Origin of the sequence: Enterococcus xiangfangensis (genome assembly GCF_005405365.1) — a bacterium.
GTDB lineage: Bacteria > Bacillota > Bacilli > Lactobacillales > Enterococcaceae > Enterococcus_A > Enterococcus_A xiangfangensis.
The window spans coordinates 319,097-341,775 of record NZ_BJDX01000003.1 but is presented as its reverse complement, the minus strand read 5'-3'; the positions used below and the strand labels follow the sequence as shown (position 1 = coordinate 341,775).

Below are 22,679 nucleotides of genomic sequence, written 5' to 3'. Positions count from 1 at the left end.
ACAAGACAAAAAAAGACTAGCAATTTCTGCTAGTCTACAGTTCCAAAGCGACCAAGTGGCCAAAAAACGAATTTTACATCAGCCATAATATCTTTTTTCTTGATCATACCGATGATTCGACTGTCCTTTGAGATTCGGCGGTTATCACCTAATACAAATAATTCACCCGCCGGAACTTTTTCCGAACCGAATAACTCCTTTAAATCAAAATCATAAGTCAATGGTTGATCGTCGGTCAGTTTCCCTTTAAATTCATCCAAATACGGTTCATCGTATTTTTTTCCATTGATGTAGAGCGTATCGTTTTTATATTCGACTGTGTCGCCAGGTAATCCAATCACTCGTTTAATGTAATTTTTACCAAGATCATCAGGTGCTGGGAAAGTAACGATGTCGAACCGCTTAATCTCCGTATTTTTTAAAGCAATCACACGTTCACCATCAATCAATGTTGGATCCATCGAATCTCCTTTAACAACTACAGGAGTAAAAACAAATTGGCGCAAACCAATTAAAATAGCTGCTAGAAATAAAAAATAAAGAATCGTCTTTCCTATCTCTTTGATATTCATTTATGTGCCTCCATTTTCTCCGTTAATATCGCTAGTTTATCATATTTTAAAAGGATTATTGCAGGTTAATCCTCCACCTTTGAAAAAAATTTCGTTTTTGCGAGCATATTTCTTTCCTTACTTTTTGTAAGATGGTAAAGTAGTCTTTGTAAACAAGAACAAAACAAGAAAAGGTGGAATTTATTATGTCTCAATTTTTAGAATCATTAAAAAACCGTCGTTCATTTTACGCTTTAGGCCGCGACGTTAAATTATCACAAGAAGAAATCACTGAACTAATTAAAGATACTGTGAAAAATAGCCCAACCGCATTCAATGCACAATCACCACGCGCAGTTATTCTATTTGGAGCAGCTCATGAAAAATTATGGAACATCGTTGAAGAAGCGTTGAAACCATTAACTCCAGCAGAAGCTTTTGCTAACACACAAGAAAAACTAGCTGGTTTCCGTAATGCTTACGGTACAGTATTGTTCTTCAAAGAAACAGATACTGTGAAAAACTTACAAGAACAATTCGCATTGTATGCAGATAACTTCCCTGACTGGGCAGAACAATCAAATGGTATTGCTACAGCAAACACATGGACTGCTTTAACAACAGCTGGTCTTGGTGCTAACTTGCAACATTACAACCCAGTTATCGACGATGCTGTCGCAAAAGAATGGAACATTCCTGCTAACTGGCAATTACGTTCTCAATTAGTCTTCGGTTCTAAAGAAGCTGAAGCAAACGAAAAAGAATTCTTAGCTGACGACGAACGTTTCCGCGTTTTCAACTAATTCGCTAAAAATGATAGAAAGCAATACTGATCGATTCAGTATTGCTTTTTTTGATTACAAAAAAATCGTTTTTCGAACAATCACATCAGACACTGTCCGCTACTTGCCAAACAAAAAAAAGATGACGTTTCCGTCATCTTATTGACCGTTCTTATCTTGATCGTCTTTAGTTAAAATTTCTAACTTACTTCCTTCGTTGAGATGTGTCGAAAGAAACACGACAAGCTCCGTTAGCGAATAATCAAAGGTCAAAATTGGCCCCCGACGGTCTTTTCGAAAATAGTTAAGTTTGATCAAACCGCTTTCCTCTTGGAATAAAACTACTCGCTCAATCTCCTTTAAAGGAATTCCACGATTATCTAAACTAAAAAGAATCAAACTCTCTTCAGTAAATCCTCTTTTATCCAACAAAAAACTCAACATTACTAGCGCAGCGAAAACTGTCTGAACACGGCCATTCAAATCTTGCCAGCTAGTGAAACCAATCCATAGAATTAGACCTGTTAAGAAAAGATAAAAAAGATCTTGCTTTCGCCGTTTAACTACTGGGATGACGATGTCTCTGCGAACCATCAGTAAAAAAGCATACAGAACGATCGTAAAAATCCCCAATATTATTGTAAATATACTCAAAAAAACCGCCTTCTAACTTGGAATGAAATTAGAATATTTTACCACGACCATGTTAGATTTGTCATCTCGTTGCTCTTGATCAATCTCTTCACATTGGTTAATACGAACGACTGCGCAATTCGTCATCTTAGAAATTACTTCGCCTTCCACACTTTCTTCAAAACCAATTGGATGACAACGATAACTTCTTCCTAGTTCAATTTCTTCTTCATTCATAAGTAAGCCCTCCAGTATCGACATTCATTGTTCGTCTAGCTTTTGGATCAATGTTATTCGCAATTATACCGAAGTATGGAATGGTTTACAATTATTTTTTTCGCTTCAGTCGCAAAAAATCGTCGAATCGGGTAGAATTATTTTAAAGGAGTGATACTTATGTCAAATTTTATCGATTCAATCAAAAAATATGGCTATCTGAGGAGCGCTTGTTATCTAATTCTCGGAATTGCCACCTTACTTTCACCGCAAAGTGTTTTTAAGGGAATCGTTTATATTATTTTCTTCTATCTGTTGATTTTAGGCATTTTGCAGATTATTCGCGGCTTGAGAGCGAAAAAATATACCGGAAATGTCGGCTTTGAAACTACCGGTGGAATCACCCGTGTCATCATCGCATTCGTTGTTCTGTGGTTTTCAAAAGGGATCATCAGTATTTTACCGATGTTCTTAGGTTTCCTCATTTTGATTTTTTCGATTGGACAATTTATGCAAAACTGGACGGCTAAGAAAAATGGTTTTCCAGTTACTGGTCAAATGATTTATAGTGCGTTGCTGATGATCGCCGGCTTTTTTCTCTTGTTCAACCCTTTCAGTAGTATGATGATTCTCTTTCAAATTTTTGGGTTCTTGTTGATTACCATGGCTGTTTCTGAATTCATCAATACCCGCCGTTTCAATCGCTGACCCATTGTTTCTATTAATAGAAACCCTTATACTAAAAGTATCAAACAGAGCGAGGTTATTATGAATACAGCAAGCGAGCTTTATCAATTCACTAAAAAATATGGAATCAATTACAATACGAATGAAGACAAAGGTATGCTTTTATTCGATCGTTTCTTACAAGCATTTCCCAAAACAAATTTTACTTTTTCTTTTATCGGCTTTCATAAATATGAAAGTCTGAAAAAGCAGGAAGGCTTGACGGCTTATGGGCTTTCTGGAAATACCCTCTATGCACTAAGTAAACAAAAAGCCTATCGCTATAATTTGTATCAATGTCAAGAAATCAGCGGCAAAAAGAGACTAAACGGCATCCGTTTGACTTTGGTTTTTAAAACTGAGATTATTAAAATCAATCTTGGTTTTGCTGACGGCAACTTAGTTTTAGCGGCATTAAAACAAGCCAGTCAAAAAAAATAAGTCGCTTTATTTGAAGAATAGAAAAACTAGAGTTATAATACTTTCTGTTCTTAGTGGGATATGGCCAAACTGGTAAGGCGTCTGACTCTGAATCAGAAGAGTGCAGGTTCGAGCCCTGCTATCCCAATAGCTACAACAATTGATATGACGGTCTTCCTTAACGGGTTGACCGTTATTTTTTTGATATAACATTAGGGCTGACTACCATTTTGACTACCACTAATGCGAAAAAATATTTTTAAATACCATCAACCAAGGCTCTGAGCTTAGTGTCGCAACGCTTGATGCAAAAAATGGTCGCTTTAAGACTGTAGGAGAAGTTTTTCAGTTTAAGGGCTTAACAAGAATTAAGCACATAAAAAAAGTTTTTGCTTTGGTCAAAGCAAAAACTTTTTTGAGTGTTGAAACATTGATTAAGATTTGACTACCATAACATTGCAATGTGCATGATTGATGACATATTCCGCAGTTGAGCCAACTAATGCTTGTTCGACTGCGCCTCGGCCGGTTGCACCAAGAATGATCAGATCTGCTTGAATTTCCAATGCGTAATCAATGATCTTGCGTTTAGGATTTCCTGAATCAATTTTTGTTTCATAATCCAGTTGATTTAATGCTGAATTAGCCGTCAGCTGCTCCAATTCGATTTCAGCATTATTAAGATGAAATTTCAATGCGTCATTGATAAATGCCGGATCGCCAATTGAAAATTTGTAATCGACTACTGTAATGATAAAAAGTTTTGCCCCGTTGCGTTCAGCAATATTTAATGCTTCATTAAAAGCATTGGTTGAAGCAGTTGACCCGTCCGTTGCAACAAGAATCTTATGATAACTTTCTTTCACTGAAAACGCCTCCTCTTGTGGCTATTATACCTCAAACAGATCTTTCTATAAAACTAAAGACATTCCGCTCAAATAAAAATATTTTTTATCACTTTCGTTCAAAAAAGTATTTTTTTTAGTTTTTATTCAATATTTTTATGATAAAATAAAGTGAGCAACAATTTCCCCACCAATTGATCACTTGTTATCATTGGGTTGTTGCTCTTTTTATTTCTGCCTCTTGTTTTTTCATTAGATTTGTTCTAATATGATTAAAACAAAATGAGAGGGTGACCGGATGAATAATCAATCAACACAAACTTCTAGCTTCTCTGACGGTATAAGAGATTGTATTCCAACAGTCATGGGATATTTGGGAATTGGAATCGCCATGGGAATCGTAGGAAAATCTGCTCATCTGGCTATTTGGCAAATATTTTTAATGTCTACATTTGTCTATGCAGGCAGTGCTCAATTTATTCTCTGCGGCTTGATTTTAATTGGTGCGCCTGTTCTATCAATCGTCTTTACGATCTTTCTTGTTAATCTACGCCATCTTCTGATGAGTCTTTCTGTCGCCCATTATTTCAAAGAAGATTCCTTAGTCAACGGTATTGCGATTGGAACACTGCTGACAGATGAATCGTACGGTGTGTTGACAGCTGCTCTTGCTAAAGAAAAAAATGTCACCAGCAATTGGATGCATGGTTTAAATATCACCGCTTATTTGGTTTGGATCCTTTCAACTATTCTTGGTGCATTATTAGGAAATTTTATTCCTGATCCAACGATATTCGGATTTGATTTTGCACTGACAGCCATGTTTCTTGGTCTCTTTCTATTCCAAGTCCAACTACCGCTTAAAAAAAGAAAAAACAAAACACTGATCATTTTGGCCGTGACATCGATTAGCCTATTTCTTTTGATGCGCTTTGTTACTGCCGAACTCTCTGTTATTTTGTCAACTTTATTCGGTTGTTTAACGGGGGTGCTGATCAACAATGAGTAATTCTTATTATTTATTAATAATTTTAGGTTGTACCTTAGTCACCTGGATCCCACGAATCTTACCATTTGTTTTAACTAAAGCAATCACGCTGCCGCCTATCTTGGAAAGATTTTTAAGTTATCTGCCAATGACGATTTTAACCGCGCTGCTGTTACAAAGCCTTTTAAATTTCCACGAAGGTCATTTTCCAACCCTTCGTTTCCCTGAAATTATCGCTTGTGTCCCAGCTCTGATCGTTGGGATTCGAACAAATGACCTCATGAAAATTGTCTTGACCGGCGTTTTGGGAATCGCTTTGTTGCGACTAATTTAAATAACATTTGTTATAGAGCTTATTTCTGGTTTTACTCCTTCTACTGATGTAATATATAACAAAATAGAACAAAAGGAGCACATTCCATGAAAAAGATTACTGGATATTTCTTTAAAAAACCCTTAGTGTTGGAGGACAAAAAACCTTTCGAAATTCATCTTCAAATAGACGCTTTATACGATGGAAAAGAACCGGTCATAAAGTCTAACCAACAAATTTTGCGTGAGATAGGGAAGAAATATGATTACTCAGTGGACAGCCTTCATAGCTTCTTTATTATTTCAGAAATCTCTGATGTTGATTAAAAAAACCTCGATGAATTTTTTCATCGAGGTTTTTTATTATTGTCCATACCAACCGATTCCTTCGTTGCGCCAACCATGTTTGATTAGATTGTCACGTTCGTTTTGGAGCAATGTATAGTGATGGGCCCCAGCTTTTGCATTTGGATTGTACAGCCGATAAAGAGCTTTGCTTCCGCCTGAATACCAGCTAATTCCTTCATAACGCCAACCAACTTTTACTAGGTGATTTTTTTCAGCGAGATGCGGCGTATAATGATGATCGCCAGCATTTGGATTATACAAGCGATAGACTGGCGAACCACTTCTAGGCGCCTGCCAACCGATTCCTTCATAACGCCAACCAGCTTTTCTAATATTATCCCGTTCTGCAGCATTCGCTGTATAAAAATGTTCTCCGCTGTTTGGATTATATAGGCGATACATGGCATTTGTTTGTACTGCAGAACTATTCGTATCATACTGTGTCAAGTTATACGTAGCAATAACACTGTTCAGTGTCGAACCATAATTAGGAGCGGTTGCATATCTACCCGTCAACCATGCGGTTGCATCTTTATAAGATTTTGTATTGCTTTTCCAAGCACCGGAATAATAATAATTCCCCGCCGGAAAAGAAGTTCGTTTCAAAATAGTTACGTTATCTTGTAAGGACTCTTTATACGAGGGGTACTTTCTAAATTTTGCGTTTATATAATACCAACCATCTTTTTCGCTCCATTCTTGTGTTTTCATCGTCACCGATTGACCGTTATATTCTCCTTTGATTCCAAATAAGTTATGGTTCGGTGCTTTAGAGAGGGTGCTGCTCCCCCATCCACTTTCAACAATTGCTTGTGCAATCATCACTGAAGCATATAAATTATTATTACTTGCTAGAACTTTCGCTGTCGGAGCTACTTGATTAATAAATGCTTGCTGAGTGTTTTGTGCCGACCTGCTAAAAGCGGGTGGTTCTAAAGTAAACTCTTCGAATGGGATTGGATGGTAAAATTGCAGATTTCCTAATGAGTCATATTCTGTCTCATCGATACTTTCTATTTTATCACTGACTTCAGGCGAACTGGTATTGACTGTTTCTTCTCCGTGAACCACTGTCGCTGGTCCAAAACTCCCCAATAAAATTATCAAATAAAATATTTTTTTGTAATCCATAACATCCTCCAAATAATAATTATCAATAAATAGTTATAAATATTTTTTTATATTCTTTTACCATTTATAAAGTAACAAAATTTGATCATAAAGTAAAATATTTTTGCCTCTTATTGAAGATAAAATGTACCTTCATAAATACTTGTAGCTTTAGATTTCTAGACTCTATCGTGATTAGTCGATTGAATCATTCACAAAGAATTCGTAATTTTTTTATTTGTTCTATGCTATAATAAAGCATATTTATTCTGAATTATTTGAAGGAGCTTTATTATGACGCTTTTATTGACACTGCTATTTGACCTTCTAATGATCATCCTATTTCTATTCAGGTTGGTTCAAGGAGATCAAATTATCTTTATCGTTAGTATCGTTTTACAAGGATTATTATTTATTGATTTACTCGCGGTCGTTCTCTTGCGTCCGCAAAAACCTAAAAATTTGGCTATTGAAGAAGAAACTCCCCGCAGACGATCCCATTCTCATCAGGCTCCCAAGTCTGCCCGTGGCGGTCTTTTAGCTAAGTTCTCGTGTATTGTTGCATTATTGGTATTAGCTTATTACATCTATACTGTTCTCTATATTTTCATCTAGTCATTCTTTGAGCAAGCAACCGGCTTATAAACTAAAAGAAAGGGCAGTGACAACTAGTTGTCATAGCCCTTTAACTATGAATAGACAGCTTCCTTATTTCACTTTTTATATTCCGAGCTTAAGCGATTGATTTTTTTACTGATTCTCTTTGGCAAATAGGCTAGCAGCGCTAAAAGAATTCCAGCGGCTGTCAGTTCTATTAACAAAGTCAACGAGACCCCTTTCGCAGCGATTTCAGAAGCCATAAAGGCATAGATAAAGCTAGCTGGCATCATAGTCAAACAAGAAATCAAACTAAATTTTTTGAGGCTCATCGGTGTCATCGCGTAAGCATAACTTTGAATGGCAAAAGGAAAAACCGGAACTAAACGTGTAAAAATCAAAAACGACAGACCGTTATCTCGAACACCTTGTTCAATTTTTTGAAAAGTCGGATCGTTACCGAAGCGCTGTAAAATATAGTCTCTTGCTACATATTTACCAATTACAAAAGAAATACTTGCGCCGATTGAAGCGCCAATAACCGTCAGTAGTCCGCCGATAAAGCCGCCATAGGCAAGTCCACCGACAATAGCTAAGAATTGTCCTGGTAACAAAAAGACAGCCACGACAATCGATAAAACGATGAAAATTAGATAGCCCCACCAGCCGAGATTTTCTAAATACTCTCTTAGTCCAGCAATATCGGTCAGAAAATCGACTAGCCCAAACTGGTAAGCGGATAAAATCACGATCAACACGAACACGATAAATGTAATTATTTTTTTCACTTGTTCTCCTTTCCTGTAGTTATTAAATTTTTTATTGAGAAAAACGAGACCATTTCCTGACTAATTTATTTTTGTTTGCCTAAGTCCATTAACCATCCGTCTGATTACTAATTGATTGAATTCAGAAATAGCCAATAGCCGCTTCGGCATTTTTACTAAGTTTTTTGATTTATCCGTCAACATTATTCTCCCTTTATAAAGCCCCAATTGCTCTTTCGCCAAGTAATAATATTCCTCGCTGAAAAATTCCGGATGCTCCAAATATACAGCAGTTGTCATATCCCAATTGCAAAAGCCGCGAAAATCAAACGTTGCTTCGTTCCACAAGATCCATTTTTCTAACGTTGCTTTCAACCAATTGAGTGATTGCCGATCGACTACCGCTTCTGCATCCTGCAAAAATTGATCAAGTTCTCTATCGGAGAAAAATGCTTGTGCAGTCATGTGACCATTCATAATAGTCAGCTGGGCTTGACTTAACAATACTGCTTTAGCAGCGGCTGGATCACAGGAGAAATTCAGCTCAGTCACCGGTCGTTGATTCACTACCAACGGTTCGACAGTTCCTCCCATCAAAACGACCTCTCGAAGCTTTTCAAAAAATCTAGGATCGATTTTTTGTGCTGCAAATAAATTGGTCAAAGCACCTGTCGCAAGTACCGTGATTTCATTTGGAAATTGATTGACTTGCTCAACTAAAAATTCAGCTTGCTTGTTTGCATAATAATCAAATGATAGCTGCAATCGTGTCTGGATTGTTTGCGTCATTTTTTCAGTTTCTTCTATGTTGCCGTTGCCATACGTCAATGTTACACCGAGTAATTCAATCGTTGGCGCCCCTAATAAGTAAAACAGAGTCAAGCCGTCATCGACGTCTCGATTGGCTAAACCAAAAGTATTATCACAATCAAAAATGACTTTTCTCATTCTAACACTCCTCTATTTTTCTCCAACCATTGCAACAAATAGGAATTTTCTGTCCGCAACTCAGGATAGATCCGCTTTAGATCAGCCGGATAATCAATATCTTGTAAGGGAGATAATAATGCAACGTCATACGCAGTCAGAAACTGTAAGGTTGCTTTTAATACCTCGTTTTTCCCCCACACAATATCCGTCTCAAAAATAGGGGTCAAATCAATTCCATAGCGACTGCCGATGAGATAATACCCCCCATCCGATGAAGGTCCTATTACGACATCTTGCATTTGATCCAATGCCGACTGAATCGTGTGTGCATTCAAATTGGGGATATCGCTGCCAGTCAGCACGACTTTTTCATAACCCTTTGCAAAAACAAACTTCAGTGCGTGATTCATCCGCTGACCGATCGTTTTGCCTCGTTGTTCAAACGCATGAAATGATTCAGGCATAGCTGAAAATAACTCCGCGGGATCTCCTTCATCAGAGTAAGCCAAATATAGATCGATTCCTTGCGTACTCAACTGTCCAAATTTGGTAAAACTATCTTGCAAAATTTGACGTTGAACTTGACACGCTTCTTCACCGCTAAGCAGACTTTGCAACCGAGTTTTAACTTTATTGGGTACAGGAACCCGAGTAAATAAAATATAGGCGTATTTATTCAATGACTTGCTCCTTTAATGCCTGTCGTAAAAAATCTTCTTCCAAATAAGCAGTGACTTTTTTGAAAATTTCTTGGTTTGTTAATTTTTTTGTTTCTTTTTGATAGCTGTCATAAGCCATCGCAGACCACGCTAAAGCCCGCAACATCAAAAACGGGTGGTAGATTTTTAATGCCTCTTCCATTGACTGCCGCTCAAATTGTGTTTCAGCGATGTACCGCGTAAGAAAATCCCTTTTTTCAGATTGATCCAAAATTAAGTTGCTGCGCCAAAGAGTTGTCGTTGAAGCTAAAAATTGAGATAGGTCTTGTACTGGATGACTGATGACCGGTTTTTCCCAATCAATCAAAAAACCTTTTTCTCCAATAATAAAATTATGGGAATTCACCTCTGTATTAGTGATCGACCATTGATCCAAATCGATAAAAAATTGTTGCTGAGCAGTGTTATTTTGACACCAGACTAGCGCAGCTGCTAACTGTTTTTTAGCCTGTAACGGTACAACATCGCTTTTTAACACGGGTTCCAGCAATTGTTGGCATTCCGTTACTCGATCAGATAAGATTGTCTCTTTTTCTTTTACAAAGATCCGTGCTGCACGTTCATCGATGGGTTGTTGGTGTATCTGTCCAAAGATCCGCGCTGCTTCCGACAGGTCTTTTCGATAGTTTAAAGGCTGACCTGGTAAAAATTCCATGATCAATAATCCCTGTGAAAAAAAGTCGCGATGATCATCTAAATAATAGACTCTTGGTGTCCGACCCGTTCGCTCTAGCCACTTTAAGCCATGGTATTCATAACTGATCTGATTAGCCAAATGCAGTTGACTCCCATAATTCAAGCGAAAGACATAGCTGACTTCCCCATCAGAAATCAAAAAATTCTGGTTGTATTCACCTTGTGCTAGAAATTCAACTGTAATTGGTTCTTTTAAGTATAATCTTTCAATCAGTTGCTTTTCTTTCAAATAAGCTCGAATTTTTGCTAACATAGCTGACTCCTTCTTATTTATAATAACGCTTTGCTAATTTATCAGGTGACACGCCTAATAAATAAAGCAACTTGATTCGATGCATCTTTAAATGTGTACGAATCTTTCCTTTGCGAAAACGCCGGCTTGAAGTGGTGATCGTTAGCGAAAGTGGACAAAATTTCCCTTGCTTTCGTAATTTGCGGCTCAAACGCCAATCTTCCATCAGCGGTATTGTTTCAAATCCACCTGCCTGATCATATTGTTTACGGGTTGTAAATAATCCTTGATCTCCAAAAATCAAACCAAGATACTCCGCCCGTAAGTTAGACGTCTTCGCCAAATAACGGAAAAAAAATTCTGACGAATCAAAAGCTAGTTTGAAATATCCTGCACTGTAACAAGGATTGTCTACTGCCTTTTGGATTTGCGACAACGCTTGCTGATAATCTTTTATCACGCTATCACTATGTAAAAACCACAAAATATCACCGCTGCTTTTTTCGACACCAAACTTCAACTGCCCCCCACGATTGGCTTGTTTTACCTGATAAACTGTCACAAATTTTTTTGCAACCTCAACAGTTTGATCTTGACTGCCCCCATCGACAACAATGATTTCAAAAGGAACACGATCGTCTAATTGTTTTAATTCACGCAATAAGTTTGCCAGCCTTTTTTCTTCATTTAAAACAGGAATAATAATTGAAATCATTGCTTCATCACCTGTAACCAATCGACTGGTTTTAGAAAAACAGTCTCTCCAGCAATTACTTTTTCAGTTAAATTAGTAAACGTACAACTTGTCTTGCCGATCCTAACTTTTACTTGTTGGCCATTAGGTATCCATTCGCAACTTTCAATAAATGCGGGGATACCACTATCACTGACCTGCATTTCCATACCATATGGAATAAAAAGCAATCCTTCACCAGCTAATTGTGTCGGGTTTTGAACGCTCAAGTCAAATTCGTCTGTCTTAAAACAACGATCCGTGATAATTCCTGGAATAAAATTCGTTTCTCCAATCGTTTCGGCAACTCGCCGATTCGAAGGATAGAAATAAATCTCTTGTGGTTTGCCGATCTGCTGGATCGTCCCATCAAGTAAAATAACCATTCGATCAGCCAAGTGAAAAGCCTCATCACGATCATGAGTAACTAAAATAATACTAAAACGATACGTTTCTTGCAGTCGTTGCAAGTAAGTCCGCATAGAGCGCGTCAGTTGGTCGTCTAGATTGGCAAATGGTTCGTCTAGCAATAACAACTTTGGTTCTAATACAAGTGCACGTGCCAAAGCGACACGCTGTTTCTGCCCACCTGATAATTGATCTGGAAAATGTTGTTCTAGCCCGAGCAAATCAAATACTTCTAGGATGTTCGCTGTTTTTCTTACGATTTCGTCTTTTGAAAATTTGTGAGCTTTCAAGCCAAAGGCAATATTTTCAACTACATTCATATGCGGAAACAGCCAGAAATCTTGAAAAACTAACACTGTATTAGCTTGTGAAAAATTGTCGGTAAAAACGATCGCTTCTTTTTCTGCCGGCTGAATCCCAGCGATCATTTTGAGCAAACTCGTTTTACCAACACCCGACGGTCCAAAGAGTGCGACGATTTCGCCTTCGTTCACATCAAAAGATAAATCATGGAAAATCTCTTTTTTTCCATACTTCAATTGTAAGTTTTTAACGCTTAGTCCCACGCTGGATTCCTCCTATCGCTTTTTTGAATACAAATACGCCCAACATCGTACAGCCTAAAAAAACTAAACTATATGCTGAAGCTAAGCCGAAGCGCCCATTATTGGCATATGGCAGTAATACTAATGGCAGCGTGAGGATCCGACCACCGCCGATGAAAAAAGTCGGCAAATATTGACTAAATGACACGATAAAAACCAAACTTGCAGCAGTCGTCATTCCAGGTCTTAATAATGGCCAGGTAATTTGCCAAAAAATCGACCACGAGTTGGCACCTAAACTTTCGGCGGTTAAACTATACCCTTCTCCTAATTGACGATAGCTGGCTAACAAAACTTGCATCGCATACGGTAAACAGAGATAAGTATGGATTAAAATGATTCCGCTGAACGTTCCTGTCAAATGTAATTGCAGAAATAATACTTGACTAGAAGTAATCACTGCAATCGCGGGTAAAATCAGCGGCAAGTAGATCAGCACTTCAATCAAACGTTGAGATAGAATCGTCTGGAATGCAAAATACCGAGCCGCTGGGACGGCGATCAAAAGACTTATCAGTGTAGTGATTGAAGCAATCAGCAAACTATTTAAACTAGCTGGCAAAAAACTAGGTTCATTGATCATTTGCTTAAAAATTTTAAGTCCGATTTCTTGCGGCCAAAGACCTGGATACTGCCACTTCTTACTGACTGACCACAGTACTAGCAAAAACAGCGGTAATAATGTAAGTACAGCGGCAAAAAATCCGAAAAAGTAACTTCTTTTGGACGAGAGCCTCATGTTGTTTTCTCCCCTCCCGGCAATAGACGACTGATGATCAGAGCAATCAGCGTCACGATCAAACAAATTCCTGACATCACCAAATTCAAAGCAAACGCTTGTGGTCGAGTAGTCAAATCAGCTTGTGAAAACAAGTCATAAGCTGTTAACGCCACTGTCTGATTGCTTGGATTTCCTAGTAAGTATGGCACTTCAAATGAAGCAAAAGTAAAACAAAAAAGAATGACGAACAAAGTGATCACTGTTCTTTGGATCATCGGTAAAATTACTGAAAAAAAGATCCGCATCCTAGAGGCGCCTAAATTTTTAGCGACTTGTATGTATCCTAATTCTAGTTGCTGCAAAATAGCTAAGGTAGTCACTGCAACATAAGGAATTTCTTTATAAAGGAACACTAAAATAATTCCAAAGCCAGCTGAATCATGAATCAATAAAGGAAATTGATTGATTTCATGAATAACGCCTAATTGATAGAACAAGCGAGAAATGATCCCGGACTGACTGACCCCTTGCATCACCATCAACGCCACGATGATGTGCGGTAAAGAAATTGGCAGACTAATTATTTTATTCAGTGCGCTTTTTTTTGTCTTTAAAAGCAAAAATGCTAGACCAATCCCCAACAACAATGACAAAAAAGTCGCGGTTAAAGCTAAGTAACAGCTGTAAACTAGCGACTTTTGAAAAAAAGGATCTGTTAAGACTTGACGATAATGGGCTGCGGTAATCTCTTGCAGCCCAATTACAGGATAATATCCTAAACTAATTTGCAATCCCTTGAACAATGCAGCAAAGATCACTGTCCCGTTTAAAACGAAAAAGGGAATTACTGCTAATTTTTTTTTATTCATGCAAAACATGCTCTTTCCACAATGCTTCGATCATTGGAATTTTTTCCGCTTGCAGCTCAGGAATCTGTTTTTCCTGCATTTCTTCAAGCGAAAGAACTCCTTGATTTTTATAAAGATCAGTCAATTTCTGGTTGGTTTCCTTTGATAATTTTTTAGAATCGAATGGCGGAATACTATAGCCGTATTTAGCTTCAGCTTTTTTTAATTGCGCCGATTCGCTGGTCATTTCATTAATCAAAACAAATGAAGCCGCTTTGACCTTTGAAGTATTTGCGACAGCCAAATAATTTTGATTGGCGATCGTTCCTTTATCAAACAAGAAAGATTCCGTCGTTGCCGGAAATTCCTTGTCACTGCGTTTTTCTGCTACGTGCATTTGCGAATAACTATAATTTAGATCAATCTGCCCTGCGGCAAACATTTGATCAAATTCCGCAGTCGTTGTTGGGTACGTTTCCCCTTTTTGCCATAAATAAGGTTTGATTTCATTTAAATAATCTAGCCCTGGTTTGATGACTTTATATAACTCTTCTTTATCTGATGCAGCTTTTTCTACTTTATCATAACCTACGATATCACAGATCACATTGCGGATAAAGGCGCTACCAGTAAATTCCGGTGGTGCTGTGTACGTAATTTTCCCAGGATTTGCTTTAGCGTATCCCAATAAAGCCTGTGTATCCGTGGGAAAACCCGAGGTGAATTTCTCTTTATTTCCGGCAAAAACTAATTGGGCACTACCATAAGGCACTTCATACCCATCGATTTTGACACCAAAATCATAGTTTGCATCATGACCGTCTACATCCATCAATTGATCGAAACTTTCGATTTTATTTGTGATTGGACCATAAAGCAGCTTGGCTTGTTTCGCTGTAAAAAAGTTCTCACCATTGATCCAAACAACATCGATATCTCCAGTTTTTGCGTTGGCTTCTTTTTCAGTAGTCAGCTTATTCAAAATCTGATCGATATCCATCGGCACACGTTTGACCGTGATGTCATATTTTTCTTTCATAGCCGGTGTGATGACTTCATCGACCCAAGCATTAGCTTTTTCATCACCACCGTAACCATAAAACGTTACTGTATCGCCTTTGCTTTTTTTGACAGCCTCAGAAAAACTGCTGATGGATTCTGTCGTTTTCGTTGCTTTTGTTTCACCTGTTTTGCAAGCAGTTAAAGAAAAAAGTACTCCTGCTGCTAATATACCGATTAACCATTTTTTCATTGTTTTTCCTCTATATCTTTGTCACTATTTTTTTAGATTGATAGCGATTTTTCCATGCTTTGACTGGACTGGCTAGTGGATGTGCGGGACTGTTATCTTCCTGATAGATAACATCGCCAAAAATCAAATCTAATAAATGCCACGCTTGACCGCCACCGAGAATCATCGCTGAAGTACAGCTAGCACAATAAGTTACAATATGATCCGTCTTAAAATCCTGCACACGTTTTTCAGTAAAACTTTTTGCTAATACTGGGTTTGTGACACCACACATTCCTCCCATGCCACAGCATAAAGTGTTTTTCCCCGACAAACGATTGCGCGCAACTTGATAGCCTAATTGGTCTAATAAATAGCGGACCGCTTGATGAATCTCTGTCATTTCTTTCGTTGGGCAAGAATCTTGGATTGAAAAAACGACATCGCTGTCTTTTGCTTTGCCGAGGGCTTCTTCAGGCAAGCCTAATTCTGCCATCTTGACCCATAAAGAAGCGGTCGGAAATTGATTTTGAATCGTCATCGTTTTGATACAGCCTTGACAAGCAACGATTAATTCATCGATCTCTGCTTGATGAACTTGATCAGTCAAATGACTGAAGCGTTCTTGAAATAATTGTTCTTGTCCGATCAAACGTGTCGGTTTTCCGCAACAACCTTGAATGACTGCTAAATCAGGATAATAGCCTTGCAAGTATTCAATGATCTGCGCGACTTGTTTTGGACTGCTGGAACTTAGCGAACAGCCCGCCATAAAACCATATTTCATTTTTTATCCCCTCGATTCACAGCTGAAAAAAGTCTGCTAGTTGAAAGTTTCTGATGCCATTCGACACTTTTCAATTCTTTCAAAGGCAAGCCATCTTTGATCAAATCTTGACGTATTGCTAAAAAAGCTTCATCTAATTTTAACTGTAACGGACAAACAACACTGCAACGACCGCATAACATGCAAGAATACGGAATGATCGGTTCAAGCCCCTCTTTCAAAAATTGTTGAAATAATTTTTGCGGATCTTGGCAATACTGTTGTAAAAAAAGACAATCCGTCATACAATGTTTGCAGCTTGTACAATTTTCTGCAATCAGCCGTGCCATTTCGATTGTTTTTTCCGAGTAATCCATCAGATTAGCTCCTTTTTAGAAAAATATTGATTACTTGCAACAAACAGCCTACAACTAAAATCCCACTAACCAAATAGTAGATTGGTGTAGTTGCTAGCGTAAACATCGTCTGCCATACCAGAAATAAAATTCCTAAGATAATCAGCAAAAGACATTCCCAACTTCTTTTTTTGATTATTAAAAAAACAGACACCACCACTAATAAGAGCGGCAGCAAAAATAACTTGCTGCCGAACATACTAGCTTCAATTTTTTGGGAATAAAATGAAACATTCCGCATAAAACCTAAATGATTTTTGTATAGATCATCCATTAAATAGATGGCATAAATCAATCCCAGTTGTAGAACATGGAAAAAGTAACGAAGTACTTTCATTAGTCTAAAATTTTCAAGTTGTCTTCATCTCTTGGGTCGCCAACTTGAACTGGGTATTTACTTGGATCTTTTTGATGTGATTTGTCCCAATCGTACCAACCACCATCAAATAGTTTTACATCTTTCCAACCTTCTTGTTTCGTGATAAAGAAAGTTGTTGCTGCACGCCAGCCAGTTCCGCAATAGAAAGCGACTTCTTTATCTGGTGTGATTCCCCATTTTTCCCAAGCAGCAAAAATTTTAGTTGGTTCTTTGACGGTGCCATCACTGTTCAATAAACGGGCAACATCTGCGCTAGTTTTACTTGCTTTTGCATAAACCGCGCCTTCAGGTTCGCCAGCATTTTCAATATAATCGTAACCGCTGATTTTACCAGTGAATTCTTTCCATGAACGGACACTTGCAAGGACTAAATCAGGATTTTTTTCTCTAGCTGCTACTAAATCAGCAGATGTTGAGATCAAGCTTTCTGGACGTCCTGGAACTTCTGCACCAAAATCAGTTGCAGCTTTTGCTTTTTCTGTACCTTTTTCTACTTTATAATCCGCTTTTTCCCAAGCACTCAAACCGCCATCTAAAATCTTCACTTGATCGACACCTAACCAATAAGCAACAAAAGCCATCCGTGCTGCCGCATTGATGTCGCTAGAATAGATAACGACAGGTGTTGTCTTTGTGACACCACGTTTTAAGAATGCTGCTTTACATGTTTCAGCGTCTAAGATATTCCAATTGTTTTCTTCAGTTTCGATTTCCATTGTATCCATATGGAATGCTCCAGGAACATGGGCTTTTTTATAATCTTTGCCTTCACCATAAGAAGCTTCGATTACGACTGTTTTGTCATCGTTTTTCATTTGTTTTTTTAACCATTTTGCATCAACAAAAAAGTCACTGTCTTTGATATCTTTGCTATCTACTAATCGTTGAACTTTGGTTGATTTATCTGCTGCGTGAACTTCCTCTGTTTTTGAATAAACTACTAACGCTGTTAATAACAAACAACTGATTACTGCAACTATTTTTTTCATTTTTACTACTCCTCAAATGTTTTTGTTTTTATTTTCACTTAAACCGTTTTCAGTAGTAACAAAGACCCCTTTTAAGCACAACAAAAAAACATACTCAATCAGTATGTTTCCCCCTGACACTATTTTTTTACGCACTTAAAAACCCTTCTAATAGGTTGTAAAAAAAGTTGATTGGAGGAAAGTCGAATGTTCTACTCGCTTAGCAACTCTAAGCAATGCTTGACTTCATAGTCAACGTTGATAGTTTTTAAGCATGCGAACACCCCCACCACTCAAGTTTGAAACTGGATACTTTTACTTACCGAGTATAGCGAAACGATGCTCATTTATCAATAGCATTTGGTTAAAAAGAACAGAAACTTGCTTTGTGAAAAAATGATTATTTTTTAGTTTTTGTAAGTTAATCAAAAATACTGCTCGATTAAATTTAGTTTATTTGATCAGAAAAATAATCTGCTAAGTGCTGAGACTGTTAGGCATTGCATTCTAGTAAAAGAAGGCCGTACTTTAAAAATCAACTGTTCTCTATTTATTAATAGTAGCTTTTGCTATTTTTACATGATACGCTTTTGTTAGAAAAAAGGAGGTCTCGTTATGCTGGATAAGTCTGTTCCTTTCATCCCATTTGCAATGTTTCGACCATCAAATGCACCTTCATTGCCAACTATCCAATTACCGAAAGGCTATCGCATGGTTTTTTATCAACCTGGCGATGAAAAAGACTGGTGCCGAATCGAAACGGCTGTGTTAGAATTTGATACCGAACAAACCGCTGCTGATTATTTTCAACGATCATTTATGCCTTACCAAGAAGAATTAAAACGCCGAATGCTCTTTATTGAAAATCCTCAAGGAAACAAAGTCGCGACTTTTACTGCTTGGTGGACAGAAGAAAATGAACCGCGGCTTCATTGGTTAGCGGTACTTACTGAAGAACAGAAAAAAGGCTTGGCCAAAGCTTTAACGATCCGCGTGACCGAACTGCTCCATCGCTATTATCCGGATCGAGATCTTTATTTGAGTACTCAAACGTGGAGCCATCACGCGGTAAAACTATATAGGAAATTGAATTATGATATTCTTCAGGATCAAAATTATCAAAGAATTTTGAATATCTTAGCTGCTGTTGATTGATTTTTGCTCGCCAATCGTTATTACTCCACTAAAAGCCCCGTTAAGATCAACTTTATAGCTGATTTTAACGGGGCTTTTATTTTTTCTTCTATTTTATAATGGCTTGTTCTTGTGGTTTGCATCAAAGATTCTTTTTAGTTTTTTGTGCATTCTGCCTCTGACTATCTCTGCTTACCAAAATTCAGCGATAAATTTTTTTCTTCGCTTAGCATTTTTTTGATAGTTTTCGGGATTTCGCTGATAATAATCTTGATGTTCTTCTTCTGCGGGATAGAAAGTGCTGGCTGGTTCGATCTGAGTCACGATAGGCCGCTCAAAGTGGCCGCTATTTTGTAAATCAGCACGGCTTGCTTCTGCTACTTTTTGCTGAGTGTCATCAAAGTAATAAATGACTGGCCGGTAACTGCTGCCGCGATCTTCAAACTGACCAAAAGCATCGGTAGGATCTGTTTGCTGCCAATAAATTTCTACTAATTCACGGTATGAAATCAACGCGGGGTCAAAGATGATTTCCACTGCTTCAGTATGACCAGTTGTTCCACTTTTTACTTCTAAATAAGTCGGATTTTCTTTTGTTCCGCCTGTGTAGCCGGAAATCACTGATTCGATTCCCGGAAGACTGTCAAAAGGTTTGACCATACACCAAAAACATCCACCTGCAAAAATTGCTCGTTCCATTTTATCACCTGTTCTTTCTATTCGTTGACTGGTACGACAGAGCCGCCCCATTCTTTTTCAATCCATTTTTGAACTTTTGGTTCATGTAATACTTCAACGATTTTTTTGATGTCTTTATTTGATTTGTCGCTTGTCTTAGTTGCAACGATATTTACATAAGGAGAATCATTTTGTTCGATCATCAATGAATCTTTTACCGGATTCAACCCCTTTTCATAAGCGAAATTAGAATTGATTGCAACTAGATCTCCTTCGTTGTTTTCATAAGCTGAGGTTAACAACGTTGGATCAACACTGTGTTCAAAAACCAGTTTATTAGGATTTTCGGTAATATCATCAAACGTCGCTTTGTCGATTGCTACTCCTGCTTTGATTTTGATCAATTTGTTTTTTACAAAAATATTTAAGACCCGTCCCCATTCAGAAGGTACATTTGAAACGATGACTTTTGCCCCGTCAGGAATAGCGCTGACCTTTTTTATATTGTGTGAATAGATCCCCATTGGCTCTAAATGAATCGCTCCAATATTAGAGAATTTATAGCCGTTTTCTTTCTTTTGTAAATTGAAGTACGGAACAGTCGAGAAATAATTCGCATCAATCTCGCCATCTGCTAACGCCTTATTCGGCAGAACATAATCATCAAATTTCACAACTTCCAAATCGATCCCCTTTTTCTTCAATTCTGGTTTGATATGTTCCAGAATTTCAGCATGAGGGGTGGGGGATGCCCCGATTTTTATTTTATCTACCTTCGCTGAATCAGAGCCGCAAGCAGCCAAAAAAATTATTGCGCTTAAAATCACTATCGTTAAACTAAGTTTTTTCATCCTTAACACACTCCCCAAAATTTTTGACAAATAAAAAAAATATCCATCCCTTTACTTACCAGAACACTGATAAATAAAGGGACGAATATTTTCGCGTTACCACCCTTATTCGTATCATCCTCACAGATAATACCTCAACGGTACAATTATACCCGGCAATGTAACGGTCGCTTCCCGTTCAGCTTGCGTGAACAAACTGAATGCTCAGAGCTCATCTTCATTGATTTTCCACGATCCCTCTTTTCACCTGCCGAGGGTCTCTTTAATCGTTTCGCGGTCAATTACTCTTCTCTTCATAGCACATCGATTGATTAAAGTTATTCTAATATAAATAAAATCAATATGCAATCAAAAAATTCTGAATTTTCATTTAACACCATTTGCTAATGTTGCTAAAAAATCTCAAGCTGAGAAATCCACGTATCAATTTGACTCTATACGTTTTTTTATAGTTATTTATCTCATTGGTCTCAAGAATAATGTATAATAAAAATATACCAATTTGTTTTTTTATATTTTGACTTGCGAGGAAATATGAAATTTTCAGCTTCGTAAAATTCTAGTTAAAAATTTTGCGTACTTTAAAAATAGTAGGTACTTCCAACATTATTACTTAACAGGAGTGTGGTTTTTTGAAAAAAATTGATCAGACACTGCTTTCTACTACCTTTATTTTTATTTTTTTACTGTCCTTTGGTTTGATAATTACATTGGCTGCATTCTTTTTAGCTAGTCCACAAATTTTGATTTCAGGAATGCGGCAGATCATTTATTCACCGAGTAATTTGATTACAGATTACGTTCAGATCGCCGGTGTTGGTCCAGCCTTTTTAAATAGCGGACTACTGACACTAAGCAGCCTTTTTATACTACGTAAACATCGGCACCATTTTTGTTCGCTGACAGTTTCGGTCATTATGATGCTAGCTGGATTTTCTTTCTTCGGTAAAAATATTGTTAATTCTGCGCCAATCGTTTTAGGATGCTTGATTTATTTAAAGATCCATCATTCAAAACGGCAGGATTTATTAGTCATGGGTCTTTTAAGCACGTGTCTATCGCCGATTGTTAGTACAATCTATTGTGCACCGAATCATTTTTTTGTTTCAGCTAAATTGATTGCATTGATCGTTGGACTATTGATTGGCTACGTAAGCTTACCGATTTTCGAATTTTTTAAAGCGCATACAAAAGAATTGAATCTCTATAATATGGGATTTTCTGCCGGTATGATCGGGATTATCGGCAATTTGACTACTAAAAATATTTTAGCAATCGAAATGGTTCCCCACTCACTTGCTTTTGAACACCATCCTTCACTGCTCTATTTTCTAATTGCATTATTTACGATTCCGATTTTGGCAAATTTGTGTTTTTACCTGCTGAGTTCCACTTACTCGAAACATTTGCTAGACTTAAAAAAATCCTTTGTTTTTCTTTGCATGGATTTCTTGGCGTATTTGTTCCATTGATTTTAAATGTTCCGCTTAGCGGCATTTTAGTCGGAGCGATTTTGACCTTTGCTGGATTCAGTATGTACAATTTCAAACTTCGCTACTTTTTATTTCCAGTTTTAGGTGTTTTATTGGTTGCACAATTTATTTATCGAGACACAGCTAGCACTAATAATATCGTCATCATTCTCTTTGCCAGCACATTGTCGCCAATGACGCGCAAACATGGTTTACTAGCTGGTACACTAGCGGGATTTCTTTTTTCTTTGATCACCAGAAATTCACAATACTTAGCAGCCGGAATCAATTTATACCATTGCGGTTTTGCTGGTGGCGTTACGGTTTTATTATTAGATTTTATCCGCAGACTGTTTTATCGAAACCTACGAATCAAATTTTATTGTCAGAAATTTTATCTGCAGACCATTCACTTTGAAAAACAACTACTTTTTAAATTTCAGAGACTCCCGCAAACTTTTTTATTTAAGCTCAATAAAAATAAGGAAAAACAATCTATCAGTGAACGTAATCGCAGTAACTAGAAACTGTCCTCGCAAAAAACAACATGACTTCACTATTTTGCATAGTGAAGCCATGTTGTTTTCGTATTGCTGC

29 protein-coding genes, 1 tRNA gene and 1 other annotated feature are annotated in these 22,679 nt (G+C 37.5%); of the genes, 11 read left to right on the top strand and 19 right to left on the bottom strand.

The window, feature by feature from the left end; all coding sequences use genetic code 11:
• Window positions 1-29: 29 nt before the first annotated feature.
• Entirely contained in the window at window positions 30-572 is a 543-nt protein-coding gene (lepB, locus tag FFM68_RS05745; protein WP_137618463.1) for a signal peptidase I, read from the bottom strand.
• A 185-nt stretch (window positions 573-757) separates the two neighbouring features.
• On the opposite strand from lepB, the gene FFM68_RS05740 reads away from it, so the two are divergent.
• The gene (locus FFM68_RS05740; RefSeq protein ID WP_137618462.1) at window positions 758-1,354 is read left to right on the top strand and encodes a nitroreductase family protein; all 597 of its coding nucleotides are present in this window, start codon (window positions 758-760) and stop codon (window positions 1,352-1,354) included.
• Between the two features lie 138 nt (window positions 1,355-1,492).
• On the opposite strand, the gene FFM68_RS05735 is transcribed toward FFM68_RS05740, so the two are convergent.
• Together FFM68_RS05735 and FFM68_RS05730 are read right to left on the bottom strand one after the other, a co-directional pair.
• On the bottom strand, window positions 1,493-1,987 hold the full coding sequence (locus tag FFM68_RS05735) for a hypothetical protein (protein ID WP_137618461.1): 495 nt from the start codon (window positions 1,985-1,987) through the stop codon (window positions 1,493-1,495).
• A gap of 12 nt (window positions 1,988-1,999) precedes the next feature.
• Window positions 2,000-2,203 carry a hypothetical protein gene (locus tag FFM68_RS05730; RefSeq protein WP_010739262.1) on the bottom strand — a complete coding sequence of 68 codons (204 nt, stop codon included), beginning with the start codon at window positions 2,201-2,203 and terminating at the stop codon, window positions 2,000-2,002.
• A gap of 159 nt (window positions 2,204-2,362) precedes the next feature.
• Between FFM68_RS05730 and FFM68_RS05725 the strand changes: the two genes are divergently transcribed.
• From FFM68_RS05725 to FFM68_RS05715, 3 genes are all read left to right on the top strand, one after another.
• The gene (locus tag FFM68_RS05725; protein ID WP_137618460.1) at window positions 2,363-2,890 is read left to right on the top strand and encodes a DUF308 domain-containing protein; all 528 of its coding nucleotides are present in this window, start codon (window positions 2,363-2,365) and stop codon (window positions 2,888-2,890) included.
• Between the two features lie 60 nt (window positions 2,891-2,950).
• On the top strand, window positions 2,951-3,349 hold the full coding sequence (locus FFM68_RS05720) for a hypothetical protein (RefSeq protein WP_137618459.1): 399 nt from the start codon (window positions 2,951-2,953) through the stop codon (window positions 3,347-3,349).
• 54 nt (window positions 3,350-3,403) lie between these two features.
• A tRNA-Gln gene (locus tag FFM68_RS05715) sits at window positions 3,404-3,476 on the top strand.
• 286 nt (window positions 3,477-3,762) lie between these two features.
• Here the strand turns inward: FFM68_RS05715 and FFM68_RS05710 are convergent.
• On the bottom strand, window positions 3,763-4,194 hold the full coding sequence (locus FFM68_RS05710) for a universal stress protein (protein ID WP_137618458.1): 432 nt from the start codon (window positions 4,192-4,194) through the stop codon (window positions 3,763-3,765).
• Window positions 4,195-4,471: 277 nt separating this feature from the next.
• Here FFM68_RS05710 and FFM68_RS05705 point away from each other — a divergent pair, with 277 nt between their 5' ends.
• From FFM68_RS05705 to FFM68_RS05695, 3 genes are all read left to right on the top strand, one after another.
• Window positions 4,472-5,182, top strand: coding sequence for an AzlC family ABC transporter permease (locus FFM68_RS05705; RefSeq protein WP_137618457.1), 711 nt, complete (start codon window positions 4,472-4,474; stop codon window positions 5,180-5,182).
• Window positions 5,175-5,495, top strand: a complete 321-nt coding sequence (locus tag FFM68_RS05700; protein WP_137618456.1) for an AzlD domain-containing protein — start codon at window positions 5,175-5,177, stop codon at window positions 5,493-5,495. The genes FFM68_RS05705 and FFM68_RS05700 overlap by 8 nt, the downstream gene beginning before the upstream one ends.
• An 86-nt stretch (window positions 5,496-5,581) precedes the next feature.
• A complete protein-coding gene (locus tag FFM68_RS05695) occupies window positions 5,582-5,800 on the top strand; it encodes a hypothetical protein (protein WP_137618455.1) in 219 nt (72 codons plus the stop codon).
• A 36-nt stretch (window positions 5,801-5,836) separates the two neighbouring features.
• Here FFM68_RS05695 and FFM68_RS05690 read toward each other — a convergent pair whose 3' ends face one another.
• Complete coding sequence (locus FFM68_RS05690) at window positions 5,837-6,952, bottom strand: glycoside hydrolase family 73 protein (protein ID WP_137618454.1); 1,116 nt, start codon at window positions 6,950-6,952, stop codon at window positions 5,837-5,839.
• A gap of 273 nt (window positions 6,953-7,225) precedes the next feature.
• Here FFM68_RS05690 and FFM68_RS05685 point away from each other — a divergent pair, with 273 nt between their 5' ends.
• Window positions 7,226-7,546: a hypothetical protein gene (locus FFM68_RS05685; protein ID WP_137618453.1), complete on the top strand. Its 321-nt coding sequence runs from the start codon at window positions 7,226-7,228 to the stop codon at window positions 7,544-7,546.
• A 98-nt stretch (window positions 7,547-7,644) separates the two neighbouring features.
• Here FFM68_RS05685 and FFM68_RS05680 read toward each other — a convergent pair whose 3' ends face one another.
• From FFM68_RS05680 to FFM68_RS05620, 12 genes are all read right to left on the bottom strand, one after another.
• Window positions 7,645-8,316 carry a TVP38/TMEM64 family protein gene (locus tag FFM68_RS05680; protein WP_137618452.1) on the bottom strand — a complete coding sequence of 224 codons (672 nt, stop codon included), beginning with the start codon at window positions 8,314-8,316 and terminating at the stop codon, window positions 7,645-7,647.
• A gap of 60 nt (window positions 8,317-8,376) precedes the next feature.
• Window positions 8,377-9,243 carry a nucleoside hydrolase gene (locus FFM68_RS05675; RefSeq protein ID WP_137618451.1) on the bottom strand — a complete coding sequence of 289 codons (867 nt, stop codon included), beginning with the start codon at window positions 9,241-9,243 and terminating at the stop codon, window positions 8,377-8,379.
• Window positions 9,240-9,905, bottom strand: coding sequence for a TIGR04282 family arsenosugar biosynthesis glycosyltransferase (locus tag FFM68_RS05670; RefSeq protein ID WP_137618450.1), 666 nt, complete (start codon window positions 9,903-9,905; stop codon window positions 9,240-9,242). Before FFM68_RS05670 ends, FFM68_RS05675 begins: the two co-directional genes overlap by 4 nt.
• Window positions 9,898-10,893 (bottom strand): aminoglycoside phosphotransferase family protein, encoded by a 996-nt coding sequence (locus FFM68_RS05665; RefSeq protein ID WP_137618449.1) that lies wholly within the window; start codon window positions 10,891-10,893, stop codon window positions 9,898-9,900. Before FFM68_RS05665 ends, FFM68_RS05670 begins: the two co-directional genes overlap by 8 nt.
• A gap of 13 nt (window positions 10,894-10,906) precedes the next feature.
• Complete coding sequence (locus FFM68_RS05660; protein ID WP_137618448.1) at window positions 10,907-11,587, bottom strand: TIGR04283 family arsenosugar biosynthesis glycosyltransferase; 681 nt, start codon at window positions 11,585-11,587, stop codon at window positions 10,907-10,909.
• Window positions 11,584-12,579 (bottom strand): ABC transporter ATP-binding protein, encoded by a 996-nt coding sequence (locus FFM68_RS05655; protein WP_137618447.1) that lies wholly within the window; start codon window positions 12,577-12,579, stop codon window positions 11,584-11,586. The genes FFM68_RS05660 and FFM68_RS05655 overlap by 4 nt, the downstream gene beginning before the upstream one ends.
• Window positions 12,563-13,357 carry an ABC transporter permease gene (locus tag FFM68_RS05650; RefSeq protein WP_137618446.1) on the bottom strand — a complete coding sequence of 265 codons (795 nt, stop codon included), beginning with the start codon at window positions 13,355-13,357 and terminating at the stop codon, window positions 12,563-12,565. The genes FFM68_RS05655 and FFM68_RS05650 overlap by 17 nt, the downstream gene beginning before the upstream one ends.
• Window positions 13,354-14,208, bottom strand: coding sequence for an ABC transporter permease (locus FFM68_RS05645; RefSeq protein WP_137618445.1), 855 nt, complete (start codon window positions 14,206-14,208; stop codon window positions 13,354-13,356). Before FFM68_RS05645 ends, FFM68_RS05650 begins: the two co-directional genes overlap by 4 nt.
• Window positions 14,201-15,439: an ABC transporter substrate-binding protein gene (locus FFM68_RS05640; RefSeq protein WP_137618444.1), complete on the bottom strand. Its 1,239-nt coding sequence runs from the start codon at window positions 15,437-15,439 to the stop codon at window positions 14,201-14,203. Before FFM68_RS05640 ends, FFM68_RS05645 begins: the two co-directional genes overlap by 8 nt.
• Window positions 15,440-15,449: 10 nt before the next feature.
• Window positions 15,450-16,205: a heterodisulfide reductase-related iron-sulfur binding cluster gene (locus FFM68_RS05635; RefSeq protein WP_137618443.1), complete on the bottom strand. Its 756-nt coding sequence runs from the start codon at window positions 16,203-16,205 to the stop codon at window positions 15,450-15,452.
• Complete coding sequence (locus FFM68_RS05630) at window positions 16,202-16,561, bottom strand: 4Fe-4S dicluster domain-containing protein (protein ID WP_137618442.1); 360 nt, start codon at window positions 16,559-16,561, stop codon at window positions 16,202-16,204. Before FFM68_RS05630 ends, FFM68_RS05635 begins: the two co-directional genes overlap by 4 nt.
• A 375-nt stretch (window positions 16,562-16,936) precedes the next feature.
• Window positions 16,937-17,968: a sulfurtransferase gene (locus FFM68_RS05620; protein WP_137618440.1), complete on the bottom strand. Its 1,032-nt coding sequence runs from the start codon at window positions 17,966-17,968 to the stop codon at window positions 16,937-16,939.
• 594 nt (window positions 17,969-18,562) lie between these two features.
• Between FFM68_RS05620 and FFM68_RS05615 the strand changes: the two genes are divergently transcribed.
• The gene (locus FFM68_RS05615; RefSeq protein ID WP_137618439.1) at window positions 18,563-19,102 is read left to right on the top strand and encodes a GNAT family N-acetyltransferase; all 540 of its coding nucleotides are present in this window, start codon (window positions 18,563-18,565) and stop codon (window positions 19,100-19,102) included.
• A 171-nt stretch (window positions 19,103-19,273) separates the two neighbouring features.
• Here the strand turns inward: FFM68_RS05615 and msrA are convergent, their stop codons facing one another.
• Together msrA and FFM68_RS05605 are read right to left on the bottom strand one after the other, a co-directional pair.
• Window positions 19,274-19,780 carry a peptide-methionine (S)-S-oxide reductase MsrA gene (gene msrA / locus FFM68_RS05610; RefSeq protein ID WP_137618438.1) on the bottom strand — a complete coding sequence of 169 codons (507 nt, stop codon included), beginning with the start codon at window positions 19,778-19,780 and terminating at the stop codon, window positions 19,274-19,276.
• A gap of 17 nt (window positions 19,781-19,797) precedes the next feature.
• Complete coding sequence (locus FFM68_RS05605; protein ID WP_137618437.1) at window positions 19,798-20,610, bottom strand: MetQ/NlpA family ABC transporter substrate-binding protein; 813 nt, start codon at window positions 20,608-20,610, stop codon at window positions 19,798-19,800.
• 74 nt (window positions 20,611-20,684) lie between these two features.
• Window positions 20,685-20,916: a binding site (T-box leader), on the bottom strand.
• Between the two features lie 326 nt (window positions 20,917-21,242).
• Here FFM68_RS05605 and FFM68_RS13245 point away from each other — a divergent pair.
• Window positions 21,243-22,082 (top strand): DUF1576 domain-containing protein, encoded by an 840-nt coding sequence (locus FFM68_RS13245; RefSeq protein ID WP_239585082.1) that lies wholly within the window; start codon window positions 21,243-21,245, stop codon window positions 22,080-22,082.
• On the top strand, window positions 22,079-22,606 hold the full coding sequence (locus FFM68_RS13240; RefSeq protein WP_239585081.1) for a DUF1576 domain-containing protein: 528 nt from the start codon (window positions 22,079-22,081) through the stop codon (window positions 22,604-22,606). The genes FFM68_RS13245 and FFM68_RS13240 overlap by 4 nt, the downstream gene beginning before the upstream one ends.
• Window positions 22,607-22,679 lie beyond the last annotated feature (73 nt).

Excerpts from the sequence above, each read along its gene's own strand:
- lepB (WP_137618463.1), bottom strand. The coding sequence starts at position 572 with ATGAATATCAAAGAGATAGGAAAGACGATTCTTTATTTTTTATTTCTA.
- FFM68_RS05740 (WP_137618462.1), top strand. The coding sequence starts at position 758 with ATGTCTCAATTTTTAGAATCATTAAAAAACCGTCGTTCATTTTACGCT.
- FFM68_RS05730 (WP_010739262.1), bottom strand. The coding sequence starts at position 2,203 with ATGAATGAAGAAGAAATTGAACTAGGAAGAAGTTATCGTTGTCATCCA.
- FFM68_RS05725 (WP_137618460.1), top strand. The coding sequence starts at position 2,363 with ATGTCAAATTTTATCGATTCAATCAAAAAATATGGCTATCTGAGGAGC.
- FFM68_RS05720 (WP_137618459.1), top strand. The coding sequence starts at position 2,951 with ATGAATACAGCAAGCGAGCTTTATCAATTCACTAAAAAATATGGAATC.
- FFM68_RS05705 (WP_137618457.1), top strand. The coding sequence starts at position 4,472 with ATGAATAATCAATCAACACAAACTTCTAGCTTCTCTGACGGTATAAGA.
- FFM68_RS05700 (WP_137618456.1), top strand. The coding sequence starts at position 5,175 with ATGAGTAATTCTTATTATTTATTAATAATTTTAGGTTGTACCTTAGTC.
- FFM68_RS05695 (WP_137618455.1), top strand. The coding sequence starts at position 5,582 with ATGAAAAAGATTACTGGATATTTCTTTAAAAAACCCTTAGTGTTGGAG.
- FFM68_RS05690 (WP_137618454.1), bottom strand. The coding sequence starts at position 6,952 with ATGGATTACAAAAAAATATTTTATTTGATAATTTTATTGGGGAGTTTT.
- FFM68_RS05685 (WP_137618453.1), top strand. The coding sequence starts at position 7,226 with ATGACGCTTTTATTGACACTGCTATTTGACCTTCTAATGATCATCCTA.
- FFM68_RS05675 (WP_137618451.1), bottom strand. The coding sequence starts at position 9,243 with ATGAGAAAAGTCATTTTTGATTGTGATAATACTTTTGGTTTAGCCAAT.
- FFM68_RS05665 (WP_137618449.1), bottom strand. The coding sequence starts at position 10,893 with ATGTTAGCAAAAATTCGAGCTTATTTGAAAGAAAAGCAACTGATTGAA.
- FFM68_RS05660 (WP_137618448.1), bottom strand. The coding sequence starts at position 11,587 with ATGATTTCAATTATTATTCCTGTTTTAAATGAAGAAAAAAGGCTGGCA.
- FFM68_RS05650 (WP_137618446.1), bottom strand. The coding sequence starts at position 13,357 with ATGAGGCTCTCGTCCAAAAGAAGTTACTTTTTCGGATTTTTTGCCGCT.
- FFM68_RS05645 (WP_137618445.1), bottom strand. The coding sequence starts at position 14,208 with ATGAATAAAAAAAAATTAGCAGTAATTCCCTTTTTCGTTTTAAACGGG.
- FFM68_RS05640 (WP_137618444.1), bottom strand. The coding sequence starts at position 15,439 with ATGAAAAAATGGTTAATCGGTATATTAGCAGCAGGAGTACTTTTTTCT.
- FFM68_RS05635 (WP_137618443.1), bottom strand. The coding sequence starts at position 16,205 with ATGAAATATGGTTTTATGGCGGGCTGTTCGCTAAGTTCCAGCAGTCCA.
- FFM68_RS05630 (WP_137618442.1), bottom strand. The coding sequence starts at position 16,561 with ATGGATTACTCGGAAAAAACAATCGAAATGGCACGGCTGATTGCAGAA.
- FFM68_RS05620 (WP_137618440.1), bottom strand. The coding sequence starts at position 17,968 with ATGAAAAAAATAGTTGCAGTAATCAGTTGTTTGTTATTAACAGCGTTA.
- FFM68_RS05615 (WP_137618439.1), top strand. The coding sequence starts at position 18,563 with ATGCTGGATAAGTCTGTTCCTTTCATCCCATTTGCAATGTTTCGACCA.
- msrA (WP_137618438.1), bottom strand. The coding sequence starts at position 19,780 with ATGGAACGAGCAATTTTTGCAGGTGGATGTTTTTGGTGTATGGTCAAA.
- FFM68_RS05605 (WP_137618437.1), bottom strand. The coding sequence starts at position 20,610 with ATGAAAAAACTTAGTTTAACGATAGTGATTTTAAGCGCAATAATTTTT.